Source organism: Janthinobacterium sp. FT14W (assembly GCF_009208755.1).
In the GTDB taxonomy this organism is placed as follows: Bacteria; Pseudomonadota; Gammaproteobacteria; order Burkholderiales; family Burkholderiaceae_D; genus Janthinobacterium; species Janthinobacterium violaceinigrum.
Window position 1 is genome coordinate 81,708 of record NZ_WFLL01000003.1, and the last position, 24,558, is coordinate 106,265.

The following is a 24,558-nucleotide window of genomic DNA, read 5'->3' on the forward strand; positions in this document are numbered from 1 at the left end:
CACGCCGTTGCAACCCTGTCTCTGGAAAAGCGCGCAGGCATAAAAAAACGGCACCCGAAGGTGCCGTTCTTGTCAGCTAGCAGCGTAGATTACGCTTCGTCGCCGTGGTGTTGCTGGGTTTCGATGTCTTGCAGCGCTTCGGCAGCTTCGCCAGCCATCGAGGCTTTCTCGGCCAGCAGCAGAGCTTGACGCTCTTCCACTTCCCACGCTTCTTTTTCTTTGCGTGCGCGGTGGAAGGCCAGGCCCGTACCGCCAGGAATCAGACGGCCGACGATGACGTTCTCTTTCAGGCCGCGCAGACCATCGCGCTTGCCCATGATCGCCGCTTCGGTCAGCACGCGGGTGGTTTCCTGGAACGAGGCGGCCGAGATGAACGAATCGGTCGACAGCGATGCCTTGGTAATACCCAGCAAGACGTTCTCGTAGGTCGCAGGAATCTTGTTCTCCGACGTAACGCGATCGTTCTCGTCCAGCAGTTCCGAACGCTCCACCTGCTCGCCAACGATGTAGTTGGTATCGCCGGCATTGACGATCTGCACGCGACGCAGCATCTGACGCACGATCACTTCAATGTGCTTGTCATTGATCTTCACGCCTTGCAGACGGTACACGTCTTGCACTTCGTCGACAATATAGCGTGCCAGCGCTTCGATACCCAGCAGGCGCAGGATGTCTTGCGGGTCGGCCGGGCCGTCCACGATCATCTCGCCCTTGTTCACGACCTGGCCGTCATGCACCAGCACTTGCTTGTCCTTGGTAATCAGGAACTCGTGCTTGTTGCCGTCCATGTCCGTGATTTCCAGACGCTGCTTGCCCTTGGTTTCTTTACCGAACGCAACCGTACCCGTGACTTCCGCCAGCATGCCGGCATCTTTCGGCGAACGTGCTTCGAACAGTTCCGCAACGCGTGGCAGACCACCGGTAATATCGCGCGTTTTTTGCGATTCGGTCGGGATACGTGCCAGCACTTCACCCACCGATACCTGTTGACCGTCCTTGACCATGATCAGCGCGCCGACCTGGAAGCCGATCGCCACCGAGTGTTCGGTGCCGGCGATCTTGACTTCTTCGTTCGCGTCGTTGATCAGCTTGACTTGCGGACGCAGGGTCTTGGTCAGCGAACCGCGACGTTTCGCATCGATCGCCACCAGGGTGGACAGACCGGTCACTTCGTCGACCTGACGGGCTACGGTGACGCCTTCTTCGACGTTCTCGAAACGCACTTGACCGGCGTATTCGGTAATGATCGGACGGGTCAGCGGATCCCACGTTGCCAGGGCAGTACCGGCCTTGATGACCATGCCGTCCTTGACGATCAGGGTCGCGCCGTACGGTACTTTATGACGCTCACGCTCGCGGCCATGGTCGTCGGTGATCAGCACTTCGCCGGAACGGGAAATGACGATTTGCGCGCCCTTGCCGTTCGTCACGTAACGCATGGTTGCCGTGAAGCGGATGGTACCGTTCGACTTGGCTTCCACCGACGAGGCCACTGCCGCACGCGATGCCGCACCACCAATGTGGAACGTACGCATGGTCAGCTGGGTACCCGGCTCACCAATCGACTGCGCTGCCACCACGCCGACAGCTTCGCCGGCGTTGACCAGCATGCCGCGGCCCAGGTCGCGGCCATAGCACTTGGCGCACAGGCCGAAGCGCGTGTCGCAAGTCAGTGGCGTGCGAACCTTGACTTCATCGATGGACAGACGCTCGATCTCTTCGACCATGTCTTCGTCCATCAGGGTGCCGGCGTCATACAGGGTTTCCTGGGTTTCAGGATTGACGACGTCATGCACCACCACGCGGCCGAGGATACGGTCGCGCAACGGTTCGATCACTTCACCGCCTTCGACCAGAGCCTTCATGACGGTACCGTTCATGGTGCCGCAATCGTCCTCGATCACCACCAGATCTTGCGTCACGTCAACCAGACGACGCGTCAGGTAACCGGAGTTCGCCGTTTTCAGCGCCGTATCGGCCAGACCTTTACGCGCACCGTGGGTCGAAATGAAGTACTGCAAAACGTTCAGACCTTCGCGGAAGTTCGCGGTAATCGGCGTTTCGATAATCGAGCCATCCGGTTTGGCCATCAGACCACGCATACCGGCCAACTGGCGAATCTGGGCTGCGGAACCGCGCGCGCCGGAGTCGGCCATCATGTAAATGGCGTTGAACGATTCTTGCGTCGACTGCGTACCGTCGCGGCGGGTCACGTCTTCGACCTTCAACTGGTCCATCATGGCCTTGCCGACTTCATCGGAGGTCTTGCCCCAGATATCGACTACCTTGTTGTAACGCTCGCCGGCGGTCACGAGACCCGAGGCGTATTGCTGTTCGATCTGCTTGACTTCCGATTCGGCCGTCGCGATCAGGGTGACTTTTTGAGGCGGTACCAGCATGTCGTCGACGCAGATCGAGATACCGGCGCGTGTCGCCAGGCGGAAACCCGATTGCATCAGTTTGTCTGCGAACACCACGGTGGCGCGCAAGCCGCACTTGCGGAACGACGTGTTGATCAGCTTGGAAATTTCTTTCTTTTTCAGCGCGCGGTTCAGGACGGAGAACGGCAGGCCTTTCGGCAGAATTTCCGACAGGATCGCACGGCCGATCGTCGTTTCGTAGCGCGTTACCGTTTTCTCGAATTCGCCCGTTTCGGCGTTTTTCGGGTATTCGGTAATACGCACGGTCACGCGGGTCGTCAGTTCGACTTCCTTGTTGTCGTAGGCGCGGATCACTTCCGACACGTCAGGGAACATCATCCCTTCGTTCTTCGCATTGATCGCTTCGCGGGTCGCGTAGTACAGACCCAGCACGATATCCTGGGAAGGCACGATCGACGGTTCGCCGTTCGATGGGAACAGGATGTTGTTCGATGCCAGCATCAAAGTGCGTGCTTCCATCTGCGCTTCGATCGACAGAGGAACGTGGACCGCCATTTGGTCGCCGTCAAAGTCGGCGTTGAATGCGGCGCAGACGAGCGGGTGCAACTGGATGGCCTTGCCTTCAATCAGGACTGGCTCGAACGCCTGGATACCCAGACGGTGCAAGGTCGGTGCGCGGTTCAACATGATCGGATGTTCGCGGATCACGTCTTCCAGGATGTCCCACACGACCGGTTCTTGAATCTCGACCAGCTTTTTCGCGGCCTTGATCGTGGTCGCCAGACCCATCAGTTCCAGTTTATTGAAAATGAAAGGCTTGAACAGTTCCAGTGCCATCAGTTTCGGCAAGCCGCACTGATGCAGTTTCAATTGCGGGCCCACGACGATGACCGAACGACCGGAGTAATCGACGCGTTTGCCCAGCAAGTTTTGACGGAAACGGCCGCCCTTGCCCTTGATCATCTCTGCCAGCGATTTCAGCGGACGCTTGTTGGCGCCGGTCATCGCTTTGCCGCGACGGCCGTTGTCCAGCAGCGAATCGACCGCTTCTTGCAGCATGCGCTTTTCGTTGCGCGTGATGATCTCTGGAGCGCGCAGCTCCATCAGGCGTTTCAGACGGTTGTTACGGTTGATGACGCGGCGATACAGATCGTTCAGATCCGAGGTCGCGAAACGGCCGCCATCCAGCGGTACCAGCGGACGCAGTTCCGGCGGCAGCACTGGCAGCACTTCCATGATCATCCAGTCAGGCTTGATGCCCGAACGTTGGAACGCTTCCAGCACTTTCAGGCGCTTCGCGTATTTCTTGATCTTGGCTTCGGATTTCGATTCCTTCAGTTCCACGCGCAGGGTTTCGGCATCGCGGTGGATGTCGATCGAGCGCAGCAGTTCACGGATACCTTCGGCGCCCATGAAGGCGGTGAAGTCGTCGCCGTACTCTTCGTACTTGGCGGCGTAGTCGTCTTCCGACATGATCTGGCACTTCTTCAGCGGGGTCATGCCTGGATCGGTCACGACGTATGCTTCAAAGTACAGCACGCGTTCGATGTCCCGCAGGGTCATGTCCAGGACCATGCCCAGACGCGACGGCAGCGACTTCAGGAACCAGATATGCGCAGTCGGCGAAGCCAGTTCGATGTGGCCCATGCGCTCGCGGCGCACCTTGGCCAGGGTAACTTCGACGCCGCACTTTTCGCAGATCACGCCGCGGTGTTTCAGGCGCTTGTACTTGCCGCACAGGCATTCGTAGTCCTTGATCGGGCCAAAGATCTTGGCGCAGAACAGGCCATCGCGCTCAGGCTTGAAGGTACGGTAGTTGATGGTTTCCGGCTTCTTGACTTCGCCGTAGGACCACGAACGGATTTTCTCAGGCGAAGCGAGACCGATCTTGATTGCATCGAAGGTCTCGTTGGTCTGTACTTGCTTGAATAGATCGAGCAGTGCTTTCATGTATCACTCCAGAGGTGATTAAATTTCTATATTCCTGAGACTACATTGCCCGGCGTGGTTTCCCAGCCGGGCTTTGTATTTCCCAAACCAAATGACAGATGGCTGTCTTTTAGTTGCGTTCGAGGTCGATATCGATACCCAGCGAACGGATTTCCTTGACCAGCACGTTGAACGATTCCGGCATGCCGGCGTCGATCACGTGGTCGCCCTTGACGAGGTTCTCGTACACTTTGGTACGGCCATTCACGTCATCGGACTTGACGGTCAACATCTCTTGCAAGACATACGACGCGCCATACGCTTCCAGTGCCCAGACTTCCATCTCACCGAAACGCTGACCACCGAACTGGGCTTTACCACCCAGCGGCTGCTGCGTTACCAGCGAGTAAGGACCGGTCGAACGCGCATGCATCTTGTCATCCACCAAGTGATGCAGTTTCAGCATGTGCATGACGCCGACAGTAACCTTGCGCTCGAACGCTTCACCGGTGCGACCGTCATACATGGTCACCTGGTTTTTCGAAGCGGTCATGCCCAGGTTCTTGGCGATGTCGTCCGGATACGCCAGGTCCAGCATGCGGCGGATCTCTTCTTCATTGGCGCCGTCGAACACTGGCGTGGCGAATGGAACACCTTTTTTCAGGTTTTCCGCCAGCTTCATGATCTCTTCGTCGTCGAAGTCGTTCAGCTCTTCGGCACGGCCGTTGTCGTTGTAGATCGTCGTCAGGTACTTGCGCACTTGCTCGACCTTGGTTTGCGCCTTCAGCATTTCGCCGATGCGGATACCCAGACCCTTGGCAGCCCAGCCCAAGTGAGTCTCGAGAATCTGACCAACGTTCATCCGCGAAGGAACGCCCAGCGGGTTCAGCACAACGTCGGCTGGCGTGCCGTCGGCCATGTATGGCATATCTTCCACAGGAACAATACGGGAAACCACACCCTTGTTACCGTGGCGACCTGCCATCTTGTCGCCCGACTGCAGGCGGCGTTTCACGGCCAGGTACACCTTGACCATTTTTTGCACGCCTGGTTGCAGCTCATCGCCTTGCGTCAGTTTCTTGCGCTTCTCTTCGAAGGCCAGATCGAACTGGTGACGCTTCTCGTTGATCGATTCCTTGATCGCCTCCAGCGCTACCGCGGCATCGTCGTCCGCAGGGCGGATGTCGAACCAGTGGTATTTGTCCAGATCGGCCAGGTATTCCTTGGTGATCTTGGCGCCTTTGGCCAGCTTTTTCGGACCGCCGTTGACAACTTTGCCGATCAGCATTTTTTCCAGACGCTGGAAGGCATCGCCTTCAACGATACGCATCTGGTCGTTCAAGTCCAGACGGAAACGTTTCAGTTCGTCATCGATAATTTGCTGGGCACGCTTGTCGCGCACGATGCCTTCACGGGTGAAGACTTGCACGTCGATCACGGTACCGATCATGCCCGAAGGCACGCGCAGCGAGGTGTCTTTCACGTCCGACGCTTTTTCGCCGAAAATCGCGCGCAGCAGCTTCTCTTCCGGGGTCAGCTGTGTTTCGCCTTTTGGCGTTACTTTACCGACCAGGGTGTCACCGGCTTGAACTTCCGCGCCGATGTAGACGATACCGGACTCATCCAGACGAGCCAGCTGGTTTTCAGCCAGGTTCGAGATGTCGCGCGTAATTTCTTCCGCGCCCAGTTTCGTGTCACGGGCCACCACCGACAACTCTTCGATGTGAATCGAGGTGTAGCGGTCGTCCTTGACGACGTTTTCCGAAATCAGGATCGAATCTTCGAAGTTCAGACCATTCCATGGCATGAAGGCCACGGTCATGTTCTGGCCCAGCGCCAATTCACCCAGATCGGTCGATGCGCCGTCGGCGATCACGTCGCGCTTGGCAACACGGTCGCCCACTTGCACGATAGGACGCTGGTTGATGTTGGTGTTCTGGTTCGAACGGGTGTACTTGATCAGGTTGTAGATGTCGACGCCCACTTCACCAGCTTGCGCTTCGTCATCGTTCACGCGAATCACGACACGGCCCGCATCGATGTAATCGACGATACCGCCACGCAGCGCTTGCACGGTGGTGCCCGAGTCGACCGCAACGGTGCGTTCGATACCGGTACCGACCAGCGCTTTTTCCGGACGCAGGCAAGGCACAGCCTGACGTTGCATGTTGGCGCCCATCAATGCACGGTTGGCATCATCGTGTTCGAGGAACGGAATCAGCGAGGCAGCGACGGACACGATCTGGCCTGGCGCCACGTCCATGTACTGGATGCGCTCCGGGGAGACCAGGATGGTTTCGCCGGCTTCACGGGCCGAGACCAGTTCATCGGACAGCATGCCTTCGTCGTTGATGGTCGCATTCGCCTGAGCGATGATGTAGCGGCCTTCTTCGATGGCGGACAGGTAGTCGATCTTATCGGTAATCTTGGAGCCTTCGACCTTGCGGTACGGGGTTTCCAGGAAGCCGTATTCATTCAGGCGGGCATACAGAGCCAGCGAGTTGATCAGACCAATGTTCGGACCTTCCGGTGTCTCGATCGGGCAGACGCGGCCGTAGTGGGTCGGATGCACGTCGCGCACTTCAAAGCCGGCGCGTTCGCGTGTCAGACCGCCGGGTCCCAGAGCCGATACGCGGCGCTTGTGGGTAATTTCCGACAGAGGATTGGTTTGGTCCATGAACTGCGACAGCTGGGACGAACCGAAGAACTCGCGAATTGCGGCCGAAATCGGCTTCGAGTTAATCAGGTCGTGCGGCATCAGGTTGTCCGCTTCGGCTTGGCCGAGGCGTTCCTTGACGGCGCGCTCAACGCGCACCAGGCCGGCGCGGAATTGATTCTCGGCCAGTTCGCCCACGCAACGTACGCGACGGTTACCCAGGTGATCGATATCGTCGACTTCGCCGCGGCCATTGCGCAGTTCCACCAGGATCTTGATCACGGCCAGCACGTCTTCGTTCGACAGCGTCATGGCGCCCGTCAGTTCATCGCGGCCAATGCGGCGGTTGAACTTCATGCGGCCCACGGCCGACAGGTCGTAACGGTCCGAGTTGTAGAACAGGCCGTTGAACAGCGCTTCAACGGAATCTTCCGTTGGCGGTTCGCCTGGACGCATCATGCGATAGATCGCCACTTTCGCTGCCATCTGGTCGGCGGTGTCGTCGATACGCAGGGTTTGCGAGATGTAGGCGCCCTGATCCAGGTCGTTGGTGTACAAGGTCTGGATTTCGGTGATGCTGGCATCGCGCAGGCGGCCCAGCAGGTCTTCCGTCAGCTCATCGTTCGCGGAAGCGACGACCTCACCGGTGTCGCCATCGACGATGTTCTTCGCCAATACGCGGCCCAGCAGGTAGTCTTCCGGTACGGAAATGTGCTTGATGCCGGCAGCTTCGATATCACGCACGTGCTTGGCGTTGATACGCTTGTCTTTCAGCACCAGGGTCTTGCCCGACTTGTCGACGATGTCGAAACGCGCCACTTCGCCGCGCAGACGCTCGGAGACGAATTCCATTTCCGCGCCTTCGGAGCGCAGGTTGAAATTGTCGAAGACGAAGAAGTTCGCCAGGATTTGCTCATGCGACATGCCGATGGCTTTGAGCAGGATCGTCACTGGCATCTTGCGGCGGCGGTCGACGCGGAAGAACAGGATGTCTTTCGGGTCGAACTCGAAGTCCAGCCACGAACCGCGGTAAGGAATGATACGTGCGGAGAACAGCAGCTTGCCCGACGAGTGGGTCTTGCCGCGGTCGTGCTCGAAGAACACGCCAGGCGAACGGTGCAGCTGGGAAACGATAACCCGCTCCGTGCCGTTGATGACGAACGAACCGGTGGTCGTCATGAGCGGCAATTCGCCCATGTAGACTTCCTGTTCTTTCATTTCCTTGACGACAGGCTTGGTTGGCGATTCCTTGTCCAGGATCACCAGGCGCACTTTCGCGCGCAGCGGCGACGCGAACGTCAGGCCACGTTGTTGACATTCTTTGACGTCAAAGGCAGGATCGCCCAGAACGTACGACAAGAATTCGAGACGCGCAAAACCATTGTGCGAAACGATAGGGAAAATCGAAGTGAAAGCCGACTGCAGGCCATCATTCTTGCGGCCGGACGGTGCTATGTCCTCTTGCAAGAAACTATGATAAGACTCGAGCTGGGTCGCCAGCAGGAACGGAACGTGGTGAACGTTGGCGCGCTTCGCGAATGATTTGCGAATGCGTTTCTTCTCAGTAAATGAGTAGTGCATGGACACTCCGTGAGTGACAGAAAGGATAGAAAATTCAGGTTTTGCAAGTGTTCGTTTGCACCGCTGCGTGTGACACAGACGAAACCTCAAGGCTCTGCTTTCCGGCTTGAATCGAACAAAACTGCTGCTACAAATACGATACAGACGACAAAGGAGCCAAAGTCGGATTCCCCCCCTTGCGAGGGGAAACCTCAGACTTTGACTCGGGCGCTAACTGACGCCGGTACAGATATTACTTCATCGAAGCGGTTGCGCCGGCTTCTACCAGTTTCTTAACTGCTGCTTCTGCATCAGCTTTCGACACTGCTTCTTTCAGCGTTTTTGGTGCGCCGTCGACCAGGTCTTTAGCTTCTTTCAAGCCCAGGCCGGTGATTTCGCGAACTGCTTTAATGACGCCAACTTTGTTTGCGCCGAAGGTGTCCAGAACAACGTTGAACTCGGTTTGCTCTTCAGCAGCTGCTGCTGGGCCTGCTGCAGGACCGGCCGAAGCCATCGCTGCTGCGGACACGCCGAATTTTTCTTCGAATGCTTTAACCAGGTCGTTCAGGTCCATTACGGACATGGCGCTAACTGCTTCCAGGATATCGTCTTTGCTAATTGCCATTTTGAAACTCCTAAATTTATTACGTTAGTTACATCAGATTGGTACTGAGAGAAAAAAGCGCGCGCAATTAAGCGGCTGCTGGGGCTTCTTCTGCTGCTGCTTCTGCAGGAGCTTCGGCGCCTTCGCCTTTTTTCGCTGCCAGGGCAGCCAGACCACGTGCAAAGCCCGAAACCGGAGCCAGCATAACGCCCAACAACTGCGAAATGAGGACTTCACGGCTAGGAATGCTCGCCAACGCGGTGACAGCAGCTGTATCCAGCGGCTTGCCTGCGTAGTTACCTGCTTTGATGACCAGTTTGTCGTTGGTTTTAGCGAAGTCAGCGATGACTTTAGCTGCTGCAACGGCATCGGCCGAGATCGAGTAGATCAACGGGCCGGTCATGGCATCTGCCAGGCTGGCGAATGCGGTACCTTCAACGGAGCGACGAGCCAGAGTGTTTTTCAACACACGCAGGTACACGCCTTGGGCACGCGCTTTAGCACGCAGTTGCGTCAAGTGACCAACCTGGATGCCACGATATTCGGCCACGACGATCGTTTGCGCATTTGCTACCTGTGCGGAAACTTCGGCGACGACGGCCTTTTTGTCATTCAGATTGAGACTCACGGTCAACCTCCTTAAATGATGTTCGGCAATCACAACCGAGTGGTTGAGCGCCTTGCATCGGTTCGAACACGGCGTCCGAAGTCAAGAAGTACTAAACTGAGCGGATGGATTCACGCAGCATGAGGACTACAAAACTTGTTCGGGTACACCATCTGCGTTGGGCACTTGCCGTTGCCGGCAAGCCTATTAACCTTCTGCATGTGCAATCACAGTCGGCCCAACGGTCTTTGATTGTCTGCCTGCCTGGTGCGAACACCGGGCAGACAGCCCAAAGATGCGCCCGCAGCGCCCGAAGGCGCTACAGGACTTGATTCTGTTACTTAGGCTGCCAGGCTAGCCTGGTCAACACGGACGCCAGCGCCCATGGTCGACGACAGCGAAACCTTGCGCAGGTACACGCCTTTGCTCGATGCTGGCTTGGCTTTGTTCAGTGCGTCGATCAGTGCGACCAGATTCGATTTCAGATCTGCGTCAGCGAACGATTTACGGCCGATGGTAGCGTGGATGATACCGGATTTGTCGGTACGGTACTGCACTTGACCGGCTTTCGCGTTTTTCACGGCGGTAGCGACGTCAGGAGTAACAGTGCCGACTTTCGGGTTAGGCATCATGCCGCGTGGGCCCAGGATCTGACCCAGGGTACCAACGATACGCATGGTATCTGGCGAAGCGATAACGATATCGAAAGGCATGTCGCCGGCTTTGATCTGCTCAGCCAGGTCTTCCATACCAACGATGTCGGCGCCGGCTGCTTTGGCAGCTTCAGCTTTTTCGCCCGACGCGAATACTGCCACGCGTACGGTTTTGCCGGTACCAGCTGGCAGCACGACGGAGCCGCGCACCACTTGGTCGGATTTCTTAGGATCTACACCCAGTTGTACCGATACGTCGATCGATTCATTGAACTTGGCCGTTGCGCACTCTTTGATCAGAGCGACAGCGTTGTCGAAAGCGTACACTTTGGTACGGTCGACTTTGGCTTTCAAAGCCTTGATACGTTTGGATAACTTAGCCATTATACAACACCTTCCACCGTGATACCAATCGAACGAGCGGAACCAGCGATGGTGCGCACAGCAGCATCCATGTCGGCAGCGGTCAGATCAGGGGTTTTCAATTTAGCGATTTCTTCAGCTTGTGCGCGGGTCAGCGTACCGACTTTGTCGGTATGTGGCTTCGGCGAACCTTTGGTGATCGCAGCAGCTTTTTTGATCAGGTAGGTTGCTGGAGGCGTCTTCATCACGAACGTGAAGGACTTGTCCGCAAACGCGGTGATCACGACTGGGATCGGCATGCCTGGTTCCATACCTTGGGTCTGCGCGTTGAACGCTTTGCAGAATTCCATGATGTTCAGACCACGTTGACCCAGAGCTGGACCGATTGGTGGGGATGGGTTTGCTTTACCAGCTGGCACTTGCAGCTTGATAAAACCAATGATTTTCTTTGCCATGATGGCTCCTATCTTGGATTGAGTAGTAGCGCCCCGCCGATCCTACCCTGGCGGGGCTCCTCTGACCGGATTTCGCTGAGACTGCCGCGGCGCTCCTGGTGGCGCTGATACAACTTAAACTTTTTCGACCTGGCCGAATTCGAGCTCTACCGGGGTAGCGCGGCCGAAGATGGTGACCGAGACGCGCACCTTGGATTTCTCGTAGTTGACTTCTTCGACATTGCCGTTGAAATCGGTAAACGGACCATCCTTGATGCGGACTTGCTCGCCCACCTCGTACAAGGTCTTCGGACGGGGCTTTTCAACACCTTCCTGCATCTGGCGCATGATGGCATCGATTTCGCGCGCGGAGATCGGCGTCGGCTTGTTCGACTTGCCACCAATGAAACCGGTAACCTTGCTGGTATTCTTCACCAAGTGCCAGCTCTCGTCCGTCATTTCCATTTCAACCAGCACATAGCCAGGATAGAAACGACGTTCGGTGACGGACTTGACGCCATTCTTAACTTCGACCACTTCTTCGATCGGCACCAGGATCTGGCCGAACTGGTCTTGCATGCCCGCGCGCTCGATGCGCTCGGTCAGTGCGCGCATGACGCTTTTTTCCATGCCGGAATAAGCATGCACGACATACCAGCGCTTGCTGCTCACTGGCACGCTCAGCGCTGCACCAGTATCCGCTACCGGAGCGTCGCCCGGAACGGACTCGTCCGCCGCTTCATCATGCACATTTTCGCTCATTATTTTTTCCAACCCAGAATTACGTCATACAACAAAAACTCGAGCAATTTATCCGTGCCCCACAGGAAAATCGCCATGACCAGCACAAAGGCAAACACGATCGCAGTAATCTGCGTGGCTTCTTTGCGGGTAGGCCAAACGACTTTCTTGGTTTCGCGCACAGCTTCTTTGGCGAAATTGAGAAATTCACGGCCGGTCGTCGAGACATACAAGAGCGCAACAGCAATAACCAAACCAGCCACAAGCGCGCTTGCACGCACCAGAGCTGGTTGGCCTGCCAGGTAATAAAACCCGACTACTCCTGCAATCGCAGCCACTATTGCCAGCGCGACTTTTATCTTGTCACTCGACGTGCTAACGGTTTGCACGGATTGATTTGACATTTTTCTACTTTCGGTGCCCTGCACCTTGACGGTGGCAGGGACGGAGGGCATCGAACCCCCAACCTTCGGTTTTGGAGACCGACGCTCTGCCAATTGAGCTACGTCCCTACGTAAAACTTTCGAGGAGTGCTATTCTACCACCCAGGACGCCCCGGGTGGAAGCATAACATTTCCTTATGCGATGATTTTTGCAACCACGCCGGCGCCGACGGTACGGCCGCCTTCGCGGATAGCGAAGCGCAGACCTTCTTCCATCGCGATCGGGTTGATCAGCTTGACGGTGATCGACACGTTATCGCCTGGCATGACCATTTCTTTGTCTGCTGGCAACTCGATCGAACCGGTTACGTCCGTCGTACGGAAGTAGAACTGTGGACGATAGTTGTTGAAGAATGGCGTATGACGACCACCTTCGTCTTTCGACAGAACATAGATCTCGCCGGTGAAGTGGGCGTGCGGCTTGATCGAGCCTGGCTTTGCCAGAACTTGACCACGTTGCACGTCTTCACGCTTGGTGCCGCGCAGCAGCAGACCAACGTTGTCGCCTGCTTGACCCTGGTCCAGCAGCTTGCGGAACATTTCCACGCCGGTGCAAGTCGTTTTGACGGTATCGGTGATACCGACGATTTCGATCTCTTCGCCGACCTTGATGATGCCGCGCTCGATACGACCGGTCACCACGGTGCCGCGACCCGAGATCGAGAACACGTCTTCCACTGGCATCAGGAAAGCACCGTCAACAGCGCGCTCTGGCGTTGGGATGTAGGCATCCAGCGCATCGGCCAGACGCAGCACTGCATCAACGCCCATTTCGCCTTCTTTGCCTTCCAGCGCCATACGTGCCGAACCTTTGATGATTGGCAGGTCGTCGCCTGGGAATTCGTACTTCGACAACAGCTCGCGCACTTCCATTTCAACCAGTTCCAGCAGCTCTGCGTCGTCGACCAGGTCGCACTTGTTCAGGAACACGATGATGTATGGAACGCCAACTTGGCGGGCCAGCAGGATGTGTTCGCGGGTCTGTGGCATTGGGCCGTCAGCTGCGGAGCACACCAGGATCGCGCCGTCCATCTGCGCGGCACCGGTAATCATGTTCTTGATGTAATCGGCGTGGCCTGGGCAGTCAACGTGCGCGTAGTGACGCGTTTCCGTTTCGTACTCGACGTGGGCGGTGTTAATCGTGATACCGCGCGCTTTTTCTTCTGGCGCTGCATCGATCTGGTCGTATGCTTTAGCTTCGCCGCCGAATTTCTTCGACAGAACCGTTGCGATTGCAGCGGTCAGCGTGGTTTTACCGTGGTCGACGTGGCCGATGGTGCCGACGTTGACGTGCGGCTTGGTCCGTTCGAATTTACCTTTTGCCATTTTGAACTCCTAATGATTTGATTAGATTGCTCAGGCACACGCCCGACGGTCTGGTTTGAATTGCTTCTGTGCTGCCTGCTGCGAATTCTGGTGCCCTTGACGTGGATCGAACACGTGGCCTCTCCCTTACCAAGGGAGTGCTCTACCACTGAGCTACAAGGGCTGTAATTTGTTGCATGCGATGCATCAAGCATCTGAACGGAAACTGGAGCGGGTGAAGGGAATCGAACCCTCGTCGTAAGCTTGGAAGGCTTCTGCTCTACCATTGAGCTACACCCGCGAGGTATCGTTCACTTTATCTTCACTTACTTTTGCTACTACCCAGTTTTCCTTGCAAAAACTTGGTGGAGGGGGCTGGATTCGAACCAGCGTACTCATAGAGAACAGATTTACAGTCTGTCGCCTTTAACCACTCGGCCACCCCTCCGCGGGAACCGCAGAGTATGAAGCATCTACTCACAACTGTCAACCTTATTTACTGATGCCTGACTGCTGCATTTGCGTATAAAGAAGAAGTTGGCTGCTTCGGGGCGTGATTATAAGCTCCCGATTTGAGAAAGTGCAAGGGTTGGCGCGAAAAAGTCGTCTTTTTTCGCATTTTTTTTATCTCGCCTGCCGGCAAGCCGCATTTTCCCGTCATTTTCCCCTTTTACCGGGCGTCAGGCGGATGCATCCAGGTGTTGCCGTGTGGCTTATATTTACGCAATAACTGCTGATGCAGGCCCGATAGGACGGGCAATTTGGGGTTGCGCGGGTCCAGACGGCGCACACCGGCAATAAACGTCAGCGCCTGCTGCCCCATGCGTTCATCCCAGCCTTCGTGCTCCAGGCATTTCAGCACGGCCACGGCCGCATTGAACACCACTTGCGGATTGTCGGGCAGGCGCGTGACGGCTTCGCCCATCAGATCGACGGCGCCGCGGAAATCGCCCTCGCCCGCCCTGGCGGCGCCGGCCGCCACCATGTCGGCCACTTCCTGGCGGCTTTGCCGCGCCAGCGCCTTGGCCAGCTCTTCGCACCCCGCCTGCTCGAACACGGCCATGGCGCGCGTCATGGCGGCGCTGTCGGGCGCATTGCGCATGACTTCGCGCATCACCTCGGCCGCGCCGTCTTCGCGTCCATGGGCCAGGCAGTGGCGCGCCAGTTCCGTTTTCAGCATGTTCGAGCTTCCCACGCTGTGGCGGTTGGCGGCCAGCGCCGCATCGAGCGATTGCTGCAGGCGCGCCTCGTTGCCCGTATGCGCATGCAGCATGGCGCTGCACAGGGCGCTGCACAGTTCCGCATTCTTTTGCCCGCCCATCGACTTGTCGAGATCGCGGATCACGGCCCCCACCTGCAAGGGATCGCCCTTGCGCACCAGGGTCTGCACCAGGCGCACATGGTCTTCCGGGTCGCGGAATTCCGAATACTTGGCCTTGCTGACCACCAATTTGAGGGATTTTTCCGCCATATCGATATCGTCGGCCGCCAGGGCCGCCTCGCCCAGCCGGCGCAGGCGGCGCACGGCGTGCGGCGACAGGGCCACCGCCTCGCTCAGGGCCGCCTGCGCCAGGTCCGGCTTGCCTTGCGCCAGGTGCGTGCGCGCCAGCCAGTCATACGCGTCGAGGAAACGCTTGTTGTTTTCCAGCAGCCCTTCCAGCATGCCTTGCGCCGCTTCGTATTCACCCAGCAGGAATTGCGTCTTGGCCTGCCCCAGGCGCGCCCAGCCGATGGCCTTGGCGTCATACAAGGCTGCGTAGATCGGTTCGGCGTCGGCCGCCTCGCCCAGCAGCAGATGCAGTTCGGCGCGCAGGCGCAGGAAATCCGTGGCGTAGCGGGGGTACAGGCTGGCGCCCTCGGCGCAGGCGGCAATCGCCGCGCGCTCGTTACCCACGTCGATCAGCTCGTACACGGGCACGAAGGCATTGCGCTTGTCCAGCGCGCGGCCGATACGCTCCAGCATGTTGTCAGCGGTAAATGGCTTGAGGATGTAATCGGTGGGCAGCAGCTCGACGGCGCTGACCACCTTGGCGAAGCTGCCTTCGCCCGTGACCATGAAAAACATGGTCGACGCATGCATCAGTTTGTGGTGGCGCAAGTCTTCCAGCATCTGCTGGCCATCCTGCCCGCCGTCGAGATCGTATTCGCACAGGATCAGGTCATACGATTTGCTGCCCAGCATGCGGATCGCCTGGCCCGAGCTGGCCGCGTCATCGATCTTCGCCAGGCCGCACAGGTTGAGCATATTGTGCAAGCTGGCGCGCATGCCCGGATGCGGCTCGATGATCAGTGCGCTAAGGCCCTTGAGTTCTTTCATGTCGTGATGTCCGAAAACTCCGCGGCGCGCCACACTGGTGTGTGGCGCCGGCCAGCATGAGGCTGCCGAGTATATGACGGCGCCGCGCACAAGGGAATGGCGGCGTGCCGAAAAACGCCAACTCAGGCGATGGCGCGCTCCGGATGCCACAGTTGCGGCTCATGGTCGATCAGGTCCAGCAGCGCCGCCACCACTTCCGGATCGAACTGGCTGCCGCGGCGCTGTTCGATGTATTCGCGCACCTGCGGATACGGCCACGGCTCCTTGTAGGGCCGCTCGTGCAGCAAGGCATCGAAGACGTCGACCACGGCAACGATGCGCGCGGCGAGGGGAATGTCGCGCCCCTTCAGGCCGTTCGGATAGCCGGCGCCATCGAAATGCTCGTGGTGGCCGCCGGCGATCTGCGCGCCATACGTGAGGTAGCTGACGCCGTCGACCATGTTGGCGGCCCGTTCGAGGATGGTGCGCCCGACGCTGGCATGCAGCTGCATCTGCGCCCGTTCCTCGTCCGTATGCTTGCCCGGCTTCAGCAGCACGACGTCCGGCGTGGCCACCTTGCCCACGTCGTGCAGGATGCTGGCCAGGCCGATCATGTCGAGCAGCTGCGGCGTGAGCTCGTCCGCATACACGCCGCGCTGCTGCATGCGGCGGGCGATGGCGTCGGACAATTGCTGCACGCGCCGCACGTGGCCGCCCGTGTCGCTGTCGCGGAACTCGGCCAGGTCGGCCAGCGCCACCACGGTGGCTTCCTGCGCCTTGCGCAGCTGGCCGAACATGTACAGGTTGTCGAAGGCGGCGGCGATGCGCTGGCAAAACACTTCCAGCAAGTCGCGCTGGATCTGCGCCAGCGGCCACGGCGGCGTGACGGAGATGGCCAGCTCGCGGTTGCCTTCCGTATGGATGAACAGCACGTTGGCCGGATGCTCGAACTGGCTGCGCTTTTCCGCAAACGCCTTGTCGATGGTGGACGTGAGCGCATGGTCGCTTGGCATGGCTTCGGATTCGGCCAGCACGGCATAGGTGCCCGTGGCGGCCACCACCTCGGGCCGCCCCGCGCCGCCCTGCATCAGGCACAGCACGCCGTCGGCGCCCACGTCGAGGATGGCGCTGACCTGGTTGAGCACGCCGGAAGCGAATTCGCGCAGGGAATGGATCTGGTACAGGTTGGTGGCGCCGGCCAGGATCTTGCCCAGGCCGATGCGGCTGCGCTCGAGCATCATCAGGCTCTCGTAGGCGCGCAGGGCCGAGATAACGGTCGTAAACAGCTTCTGCGTCGTCAGTTCCGTCTTGGCCTTGTAATCGTTGATGTCGTATTCGATGATGACGCGCTGCTCGGGCGCCTGGCCCGGCTGGCCCGTGCGCAGCACGACGCGCACGATGGAATTGTTCAGATCGGCGCGGATGCGCTTGGCCAGGATCAGTCCCGCATCGTCCGTTTCCATCACCACATCGAGCAGGACCAGGGCGATATCGGGCGTGTCGCGCAGGATCTCGAATGCTTCGCGGCCGCTGTAGGCGGAAAACAGTTCCAGTTCGCGGCCCTTGAAACTGACATTGCGCAGCGCCAGCCGCGTTACCGCATGCACGTCCACGTCATCGTCGACGATCAGCACGCGCCACAGGCGCTGGTCGGGCGCGGCCAGCCCGGCAGGAATGGCCACCGGCTCATCCTCGTCGAGCAGCCAGTTATCATCTGCATCGGCTTTGAGGTCGGTCATGAATACTCCTAATGGATAAGTTCGATGTGGACGCTGCGTTGACGCCTTTCAAGCATAATCAGATTAGATGCTGCTTACAACAGGATTCTTCGCGCCGTCGTCGCCAGCGGCTGGCGCCGGCGTGGCGGCCGATGCACCGCTGCGCGCGCTGCTGCCGCAACTGTCCTGGCCGGGCCCGACGGCCTGGTAGCGCACTTCATACTTGCCCGCGCTGAGCTGCTCCACCAGCAGCTTGTCGTAAGCGAGGATGTACAGGTAGCGCACGTTCGAGCGCCGCTCCGTGTCATACAGCTTGACGAACACGGGCGCCGCATTGCTGCTGTTGTCGATGCTCACGGCCAGCTCCTCGCCCTTGTTACCGATCGGGAAGCCATCGACATAGCCGGAATGCACGGGCCACGGTTCGCCATTCGGCGCCACCAGCGATGCCGACTCTGCCTTGCTTGCGCCATCGCAGGCGGGCTGGATGGCTTTCAGGCTCAGCTGGGACACGGCCAGCACGCGGATCTCGGGCGTCTTCGCTTGCTGGGGTTCGGGCGCATACGGCTTGCCTACCGCCCAGCTGTCGACGGCCACGGGCTCGCCCTTCGATGGCGGCGCAGCACTGGCCGCCGGCGCATGGGGCTTGGCGCCATCGCGGGCCAGCCCGCTCCAGGCCGAGGCCAGCGCGGCAGGCATGGGCTGCGAAGTGTCGAGCATCAGCAAGGCGCCCAGCCAGCCCAGCAACAGGCAGATAAGCAAACTCAGCCACCAGCGCCAGTTGCGCCAGACGGGCTGCATGCCGCGCCGCGGCTTGCCCGCCGGCGGCGGCACATCCTGCGCCCAGGCATGTTCATGTGGCTGTCCATGGCTTTTCGCGCGGCCATCGCGGCTCTTGCCTTCTTCCTGGTGGGTGCTTTCCAGCCATTCGATTTCCCACTCCTCGGCAGCGATCCACTCGTCGTGTTCCTTGCGCCGTTGCGGATCGGACAAAGTGCCATAGGCGCTGTTGAGGATCGCCATGATGCGGGCGGCCTTTTCATCGCCGGGATTCTTGTCCGGGTGGTACTTCTGGCTGAGGGCTTTGTACGCGGCACGTATGACTTCCTGCGGCGCCAGGCGCGCCACTTTCAGGTTGTCATAGTGTGTATGTATCTTTCCCATCGTTCTATCTTGAAATCGGTGCGCGGCGACGGGTTCTTGCAGGATGGAACCGTGCTGTGTCGGTCATCATATACGATATGACAAGATAATAACCACCGGCAAACAGGAAATTGCAGGGCGAGACTGCCCTGCCTTGATATTGCAGGCGCTTACAGGCGATGGCTGCGGTCAGCGGACAACAGCGCTTCCGGCAACTCCACGCGGTGGCCCACGGCCAGCACCTTGAACAATTCCCCCATCTCGGCTGGCGAAACCAGCTTTTGCACGGCGCTCGCCTGCGGCAAATAGGTCTTGACTTGCTGGGGATCGGTGCGCAGCAGCAAGTCGCCGAGCCCCGAGCCCAGCAGGAAGGAAGCCTGGTTCATGTAAGCGAGCACATCGAGACCCGCATCCTGCGCCGCCACGGCCATGGCCGTGAAGTCGACGTGGGCCGTGATGTCCTGCAAGCCGGGCAGATAAAACGGTTCCGCGTGCGCGTGGTGGCGGTAATGGCACATCAGGGTGCCCGTGGCGCGCAGGTCCAGGTAATACTCGTGCGCCGGGAAGCCGTAGTCGAACAGCACGGCCGCGCCGCCCTTGCCATTGGTCAGCATGCGCGCCAGCGAGCGCATGAAGCCGCAAGCCACGCCGTGGATCTCCGTGACGTAGCCGACAGGCAAGGCATCGGCCTCGGGCACCTGGGCGGCGATCTGCGCGGCCACCTCGGCGCCGGCCGGACGCTCGACGAAGACGAATTGGCCATCGGCAATGCTGACATCGAGTTCGCACCAGCCGGCGGGCGTCTTGCTGATCAGGTTGACGGGCATGGCGTCCAGCACTTCATTGCCGAACACGGCGCCGTCGAAACTGTCGGGAAAGCCGTCAAGCCACACCACTTGCGGGAAGGCGGCCAGCGCCAGCTCCTGGCGCGCGCGCAATTCGCCGGACAGTTCGACGATTGCATACTGTTCTATATGGATGCCGGCGCTGGCCGCTTCCGTCAGGATATCGAAGGCCAGCTTGCCCGTGCCGGCGCCGAATTCGAGGATGCGCGGAGCCGTTTGCGCCATAATAGCGGCTGCCACATGAGCCAGGGTGGCGCCGAACAGGGGAGAAATCTCCGGCGCGGTTGTAAAATCGCCATCTTTGCCCAGCTTGGCGGCGCCGCCGCTGTAATAGCCGAGGTCAGGCGCGTACAGCGCCAGCTCCATGAAGCGGACAAAGGGAATGGCGCCGTCATTGCGCGCGATTTCGGCGGCAATCTGGTGCTGCAAGGCATGGGACGCGGCCAGCGCGTCGCTATCGGGTGCGGGAAGAGACATTCCCGCATTGTAGCGAATCGGCGGGCCACGGCGCCAGTAGCAGCCATGGCACCGGCCGAGGCGGCCATGCGCACTTCACACACAAGCACAGTAAATAAAGACATGACTCCAGCATCGACACTGCCACACAGCACTCCCCGCGTCGCCCTCGTCACGGGCGCGGCGCGCCGCATCGGCCGCGCCATCGCGCTGGGCCTGGCGCGCGACGGCTGGGATATCGCCGTCCATTACCGCGACTCGCGCGACGAAGCGCTCAGCCTGGTGGCGGAAATCGCCGCGCTGGGCCGCCGCGCCCACGCCCTGCCCTGCGACCTGGCGCAGGAAGACGCCGTGCGCCAGCTGCTGCCGCAGGCGCAGGCGGTGCTGGGAACGGTAACTTGCATCGTCAACAACGCATCGTTGTTTGAATACGACAATGCGGGCGATTTTTCCGTCGCCGCGCTGGACGCCCACATGCACGCCAACCTGGCCGCCCCCATCCTGCTGGCGCAAGCGCTGTACCAGGCCACGCCGCAGGGAGAACAAGCCGTGGTCATCAACTTGCTGGACCAAAAACTGTACAATCTCAATCCTGATTTTTTGTCGTACACCCTGTCCAAGGCGGCGCTGCTGTCGGCGACCACCATGCTGGCCCAGGCGCTGGCGCCGAAAGTGCGCGTGGTGGGCATTGCCCCCGGCATCACCCTGGTCTCCGGCGAGCAAACGGAAGCGAACTTTACCAAGGCACATGAAAACACGCCCTTGGGACGCTCCAGCACGCCCGAGGATGTGGCCGACAGCGTCTGTTACGTGGCCCGCGCGCGTGCGCTGACGGGCACGACCCTGCTGGTCGATGGCGGCCAGCATTTGATCGGGCTGCCGCGCGACGTCATGTTTTTGACCAAATAATCAGCAGCCCTACCGCATACGCAACAAAAAACGAGTATTCCAGCATTCCCTAAAAGGTAAAACTATGTCGTCCGCCCTGTCCCACCCCCGCCTGGCCGATTGCCGCCGCCTGTTCCTGCGCAATTACGAAGTCCTCATCAACATCGGTGTCTACGACTTCGAGAAAAAGGGCGAACAGCGCGTCCTCATCAACGTCGACCTGTACATTCCCCTGGCCCTGTCGACGCCCAAGGATGACCAGCTGGAAGAAGTGGTCGATTACGACTTCATGCGCGAAACCATCGCCAGGCGCATGGCGCAAGGCCACGTGCAGCTGCAGGAAAGCCTGGTCGACGACGTGCTGGCCGCCATGCTGGCCCACCCGCGCGTGCGCGCCGCGCGCGTGTCGTCCATGAAGCCGGACGTGTATCCCGACTGCGAAGGCGTGGGCGTGGAAGTATTCAAGATCAAGGATGAAGCATGAGCAACATGAACAATGCCGCAGTGATGGAACCGATGACGGCCGCCGTGGAGATTCCCGCCAACGTGGAAGCGCAGAAAATGGCGCGCAAGAAGGCGGAAAAGATCGCCCTGGAAAACAACAAGCTGCACAAGCGCCTGTGCCGCCTCGTGGGCCAGGCCATCGGCGATTTCAATATGATCGAAGACGGCGACAAGGTGATGGTGTGCCTGTCGGGCGGCAAGGACAGCTACGCGCTGCTGGACATCCTGATGACCTTGCGCGAGCGCGCGCCGATTCACTTCGATATCGTCGCCGTCAACCTGGACCAGAAGCAGCCGAACTTCCCGCCGGAAATCCTGCCCGCCTACCTGACGGAACTGGGCGTGGCTTTCCACATCGAAAACCAGGATACCTACAGCATCGTCAAGCGCCTGATTCCGGAAGGCAAGACCACCTGCTCGCTGTGCTCGCGCCTGCGCCGCGGCATCCTGTACCGCGTGGCCGACGAACTGGGCGCCAACAAGATCGCCCTGGGCCACCACCGCGATGACATTCTTGAAACTTTCTTCCTGAATATGTTCTTCGGCGGAAAACTGAAAGGCATGCCGGCCAAGCTGCAGTCGGACGACGGCAAGCACATCGTCATCCGCCCGATGGCCTACGTGAAGGAAGAAGACACGCAGCGCTATGCGGAAGTCAAGGGCTTCCCCATCATTCCATGCGACCTGTGCGGTTCGCAGGAAAACCTGCAGCGCAAGCAGATCAAGGGCCTGATGCGCGAATGGGACAAGAAATTCCCCGGCCGCGTGGAAAGCATCTTCTCGGCCCTGTCGAACGTGGCGCCATCGCACCTGATGGACCCGAAACTGTTCGGTTTCAAGGATTTGAAGGCGGACGGCGTGGCCAACCCCATGGGCGACATCGCGTTCGACGAAGAGCCGTGCTCGACGCCCACCACCTTCGGCACGATCCCGCTGCAACCGCTGTAATCGGCTGTTCTCAGCCCGTGTTGTTTCGCCGCCACCGCCCAGGTGGCGGCGCCCCGCCTCTTTCCCCCTCCCCTCATTTGCTGTACCGTAGGCAACTCTGCCGGTACGCGGCGTGTCGCGCGCACGTCCCTGCCCGGCGGTCAGCACGCATTCTTCCGACAACCTCACTGGAATGAACCATGACGCCATCCGCGCTCAAGCGCCCCCTGCTGTTCTCGCTGCTTGCCCTCAGCCTCGCCACCGCCTCTGCCGCTCCTGCGCCAGCCCAGACTGACAGGCAGGCCGACCGCTGGGATCTGACGGCGCTGTATGCAAACGACGCCGCGTTCGACGCGGATGCGAAAAAACTGTCGGCCCAGCTGCAGCAGCTGGACGCCTGCAAGGGGCAGCTGGCGTCGCCGGCCCGCCTGAAAAGCTGCCTGGACCTGTACGCCGATGCGCGCAAGCGCGTCAACATGCTGTACACGTATGCGGCGCAGTATTACGACCAGGATACGGGCGACAGCAAGGGCAACCAGCTGAACCAGCGCGCCGCCCTGCTGGGCAACGAATTCACCCAGGCAAGCACCTTCCTGCAGCCGGAAATCCTCGCCCTGGGCGCCAGGCGCGTCGATGCCATGCTGGCCAAGGACAAGGGTTTGCAACTGTACCGTTTTCAATTGAGCAACATGTTGCGCAGCGCACCCCATACGCTGTACGCGGCGGGTGAACAGCTGGTGGCGCAATTCGGCCTGGCGACCAGCTCGGCCGCCAGCGTCTACCGCACCCTGGCCAATGCGGAAATCCCGTGGCCCACCATCAAATTGTCGGACGGTAAAGAGGTCCGTCTCGACCAGGCGGCTTACACCAAGTATCGCGGCGACGACCAGCGCGCCGACCGCAAGCTGGTGTTCGACGCCTTCTTCGGCAAATGGAAAGAATATGAACGCACGTTCGGCGAAACCCTGTACGGCCAGCTGAAAACGGATGCCGCGTATGCTAAGGTGCGCCGCTATGCCGATTCGCAAAGCGCAGCGCTGGACGCCGACAATTTGCCGCCGGCCGTCTACCAGACCCTGATCGCGCAAACCAATGCCAACCTGCCCACCCTGCACCGCTACTTCAAGCTGCGCGCGCGCATGCTGGGCATCCAGGACCTCGCGTATTACGACATCTATGCGCCGCTGCTGAAAAGCGACCGCAGCTTCCCGCTGGCCGACGGCAAGCAGATGATGCTCGATTCCGTCGCGCCGCTGGGCCCCGACTACGTCAAGGCCCTCGCGTCGGCCGTGGAGGCGCGCTGGATGGATGTGTACCCGCGCCCGCGCAAGGTGGCGGGCGCCTACATGAATGGCGACGCGTACGACGTGCATCCGTTCGTGCTGCTCAACTACACGGACAATTACGAAGCCGTCAGCACCCTGACGCACGAATGGGGGCACGCCATGCACTCGGTGCTGGCCAACAAGGCGCAGCCGTCGATCTATGCGCCGTACAGCATCTTTGTCGCGGAAATCGCCTCGACGACGAACGAGGCGCTGCTGCTCGACGCGCGCCTGAAGCAGGCCAAGGATGACGACGAGCGCCTGCTGTACCTGGGCGCGGCGCTGGAAAACCTGCGCGGCACCTTCTTCCGCCAGGCCATGTTCGCCGAATTCGAAGCGGCCATCCACGGCAAGGTGGACAAGGGCGAGTCGCTGACGGGCGAAGAGATCACGGCCATCTATGCCGGCATCCTCCAGCGCTACCACGGCGCAGCGCAAGGCGTCATGAGCATCGATCCCGCCTACGCGCTGGAATGGGCGTACGTGCCGCATTTCTATCACGGCTTCTATGTGTTCCAGTACGCCACCTCGATCGCGGCGGCGCAGGATTTCGCGCAGCGCATCCTCGACAAGGAACCGGGCGCCCTGGCCGCCTACCTGAAGATGCTCGGTTCCGGCGGCTCGGCCTACCCGTATGAGCTGGTGAAGGCGGCCGGCGTCGACCTGGCCTCGCCGAAACCGTACCAGGCGCTGGTGGCGCGCATGAACGGCATCATGGACCAGATCGAGGCGATTGAAAGCAAACGGGGGAAGTAAGCTTTAGCAAACCCCAAGCGAAGG

General features: G+C 59.7%; 17 protein-coding genes and 4 tRNA genes. 4 read left to right on the top strand and 17 right to left on the bottom strand.

Annotated elements, in window-relative coordinates:
• Positions 1-89: 89 nt before the first annotated feature.
• From rpoC to GCN74_RS03995, 17 genes are all read right to left on the bottom strand, one after another.
• Positions 90-4,331 carry a DNA-directed RNA polymerase subunit beta' gene (gene rpoC / locus GCN74_RS03915; RefSeq protein ID WP_152255426.1) on the bottom strand — a complete coding sequence of 1,414 codons (4,242 nt, stop codon included), beginning with the start codon at positions 4,329-4,331 and terminating at the stop codon, positions 90-92.
• 109 nt (positions 4,332-4,440) lie between these two features.
• Positions 4,441-8,547, bottom strand: coding sequence for a DNA-directed RNA polymerase subunit beta (gene rpoB / locus GCN74_RS03920; RefSeq protein WP_152255427.1), 4,107 nt, complete (start codon positions 8,545-8,547; stop codon positions 4,441-4,443).
• A 232-nt stretch (positions 8,548-8,779) separates the two neighbouring features.
• The gene (gene rplL / locus GCN74_RS03925) at positions 8,780-9,151 is read right to left on the bottom strand and encodes a 50S ribosomal protein L7/L12 (protein WP_152255428.1); all 372 of its coding nucleotides are present in this window, start codon (positions 9,149-9,151) and stop codon (positions 8,780-8,782) included.
• Between the two features lie 67 nt (positions 9,152-9,218).
• A complete protein-coding gene (gene rplJ, locus GCN74_RS03930; protein WP_034753621.1) occupies positions 9,219-9,758 on the bottom strand; it encodes a 50S ribosomal protein L10 in 540 nt (179 codons plus the stop codon).
• A 320-nt stretch (positions 9,759-10,078) separates the two neighbouring features.
• Positions 10,079-10,774 (bottom strand): 50S ribosomal protein L1, encoded by a 696-nt coding sequence (rplA, locus tag GCN74_RS03935; protein WP_034753134.1) that lies wholly within the window; start codon positions 10,772-10,774, stop codon positions 10,079-10,081.
• On the bottom strand, positions 10,774-11,208 hold the full coding sequence (rplK, locus tag GCN74_RS03940; RefSeq protein ID WP_034783246.1) for a 50S ribosomal protein L11: 435 nt from the start codon (positions 11,206-11,208) through the stop codon (positions 10,774-10,776). Before rplK ends, rplA begins: the two co-directional genes overlap by 1 nt.
• A gap of 114 nt (positions 11,209-11,322) precedes the next feature.
• Complete coding sequence (gene nusG / locus GCN74_RS03945; protein ID WP_076565135.1) at positions 11,323-11,949, bottom strand: transcription termination/antitermination protein NusG; 627 nt, start codon at positions 11,947-11,949, stop codon at positions 11,323-11,325.
• Complete coding sequence (secE, locus tag GCN74_RS03950; RefSeq protein ID WP_010394308.1) at positions 11,949-12,332, bottom strand: preprotein translocase subunit SecE; 384 nt, start codon at positions 12,330-12,332, stop codon at positions 11,949-11,951. The genes nusG and secE overlap by 1 nt, the downstream gene beginning before the upstream one ends.
• A 32-nt stretch (positions 12,333-12,364) precedes the next feature.
• Positions 12,365-12,440 (bottom strand) — tRNA-Trp (locus GCN74_RS03955).
• 66 nt (positions 12,441-12,506) lie between these two features.
• Entirely contained in the window at positions 12,507-13,697 is a 1,191-nt protein-coding gene (gene tuf, locus GCN74_RS03960; protein WP_152255402.1) for an elongation factor Tu, read from the bottom strand.
• An 88-nt stretch (positions 13,698-13,785) separates the two neighbouring features.
• Positions 13,786-13,860, bottom strand: a tRNA-Thr gene (locus GCN74_RS03965).
• A 43-nt stretch (positions 13,861-13,903) separates the two neighbouring features.
• Positions 13,904-13,977, bottom strand: a tRNA-Gly gene (locus GCN74_RS03970).
• A 62-nt stretch (positions 13,978-14,039) separates the two neighbouring features.
• Positions 14,040-14,124: transfer RNA gene (locus GCN74_RS03975), tRNA-Tyr, on the bottom strand.
• Positions 14,125-14,346: 222 nt separating this feature from the next.
• On the bottom strand, positions 14,347-15,993 hold the full coding sequence (locus GCN74_RS03980) for a tetratricopeptide repeat-containing response regulator (RefSeq protein WP_152255429.1): 1,647 nt from the start codon (positions 15,991-15,993) through the stop codon (positions 14,347-14,349).
• A gap of 122 nt (positions 15,994-16,115) precedes the next feature.
• On the bottom strand, positions 16,116-17,711 hold the full coding sequence (locus GCN74_RS03985) for a DUF3369 domain-containing protein (RefSeq protein ID WP_152255430.1): 1,596 nt from the start codon (positions 17,709-17,711) through the stop codon (positions 16,116-16,118).
• Between the two features lie 63 nt (positions 17,712-17,774).
• Complete coding sequence (locus GCN74_RS03990; RefSeq protein WP_152255431.1) at positions 17,775-18,854, bottom strand: J domain-containing protein; 1,080 nt, start codon at positions 18,852-18,854, stop codon at positions 17,775-17,777.
• A gap of 149 nt (positions 18,855-19,003) precedes the next feature.
• Positions 19,004-20,155: a class I SAM-dependent methyltransferase gene (locus GCN74_RS03995; protein WP_152255432.1), complete on the bottom strand. Its 1,152-nt coding sequence runs from the start codon at positions 20,153-20,155 to the stop codon at positions 19,004-19,006.
• 102 nt (positions 20,156-20,257) lie between these two features.
• Between GCN74_RS03995 and GCN74_RS04000 the strand changes: the two genes are divergently transcribed.
• From GCN74_RS04000 to pepF, 4 genes are all read left to right on the top strand, one after another.
• A complete protein-coding gene (locus GCN74_RS04000) occupies positions 20,258-21,043 on the top strand; it encodes an SDR family oxidoreductase (RefSeq protein ID WP_152255433.1) in 786 nt (261 codons plus the stop codon).
• A 64-nt stretch (positions 21,044-21,107) separates the two neighbouring features.
• Positions 21,108-21,506: a dihydroneopterin aldolase gene (locus GCN74_RS04005; protein ID WP_034783508.1), complete on the top strand. Its 399-nt coding sequence runs from the start codon at positions 21,108-21,110 to the stop codon at positions 21,504-21,506.
• A gap of 77 nt (positions 21,507-21,583) precedes the next feature.
• Positions 21,584-22,474 carry a tRNA 2-thiocytidine(32) synthetase TtcA gene (gene ttcA, locus GCN74_RS04010; RefSeq protein ID WP_413541523.1) on the top strand — a complete coding sequence of 297 codons (891 nt, stop codon included), beginning with the start codon at positions 21,584-21,586 and terminating at the stop codon, positions 22,472-22,474.
• A gap of 179 nt (positions 22,475-22,653) precedes the next feature.
• Complete coding sequence (gene pepF, locus GCN74_RS04015) at positions 22,654-24,534, top strand: oligoendopeptidase F (RefSeq protein ID WP_152255434.1); 1,881 nt, start codon at positions 22,654-22,656, stop codon at positions 24,532-24,534.
• Positions 24,535-24,558: the final 24 nt, after the last annotated feature.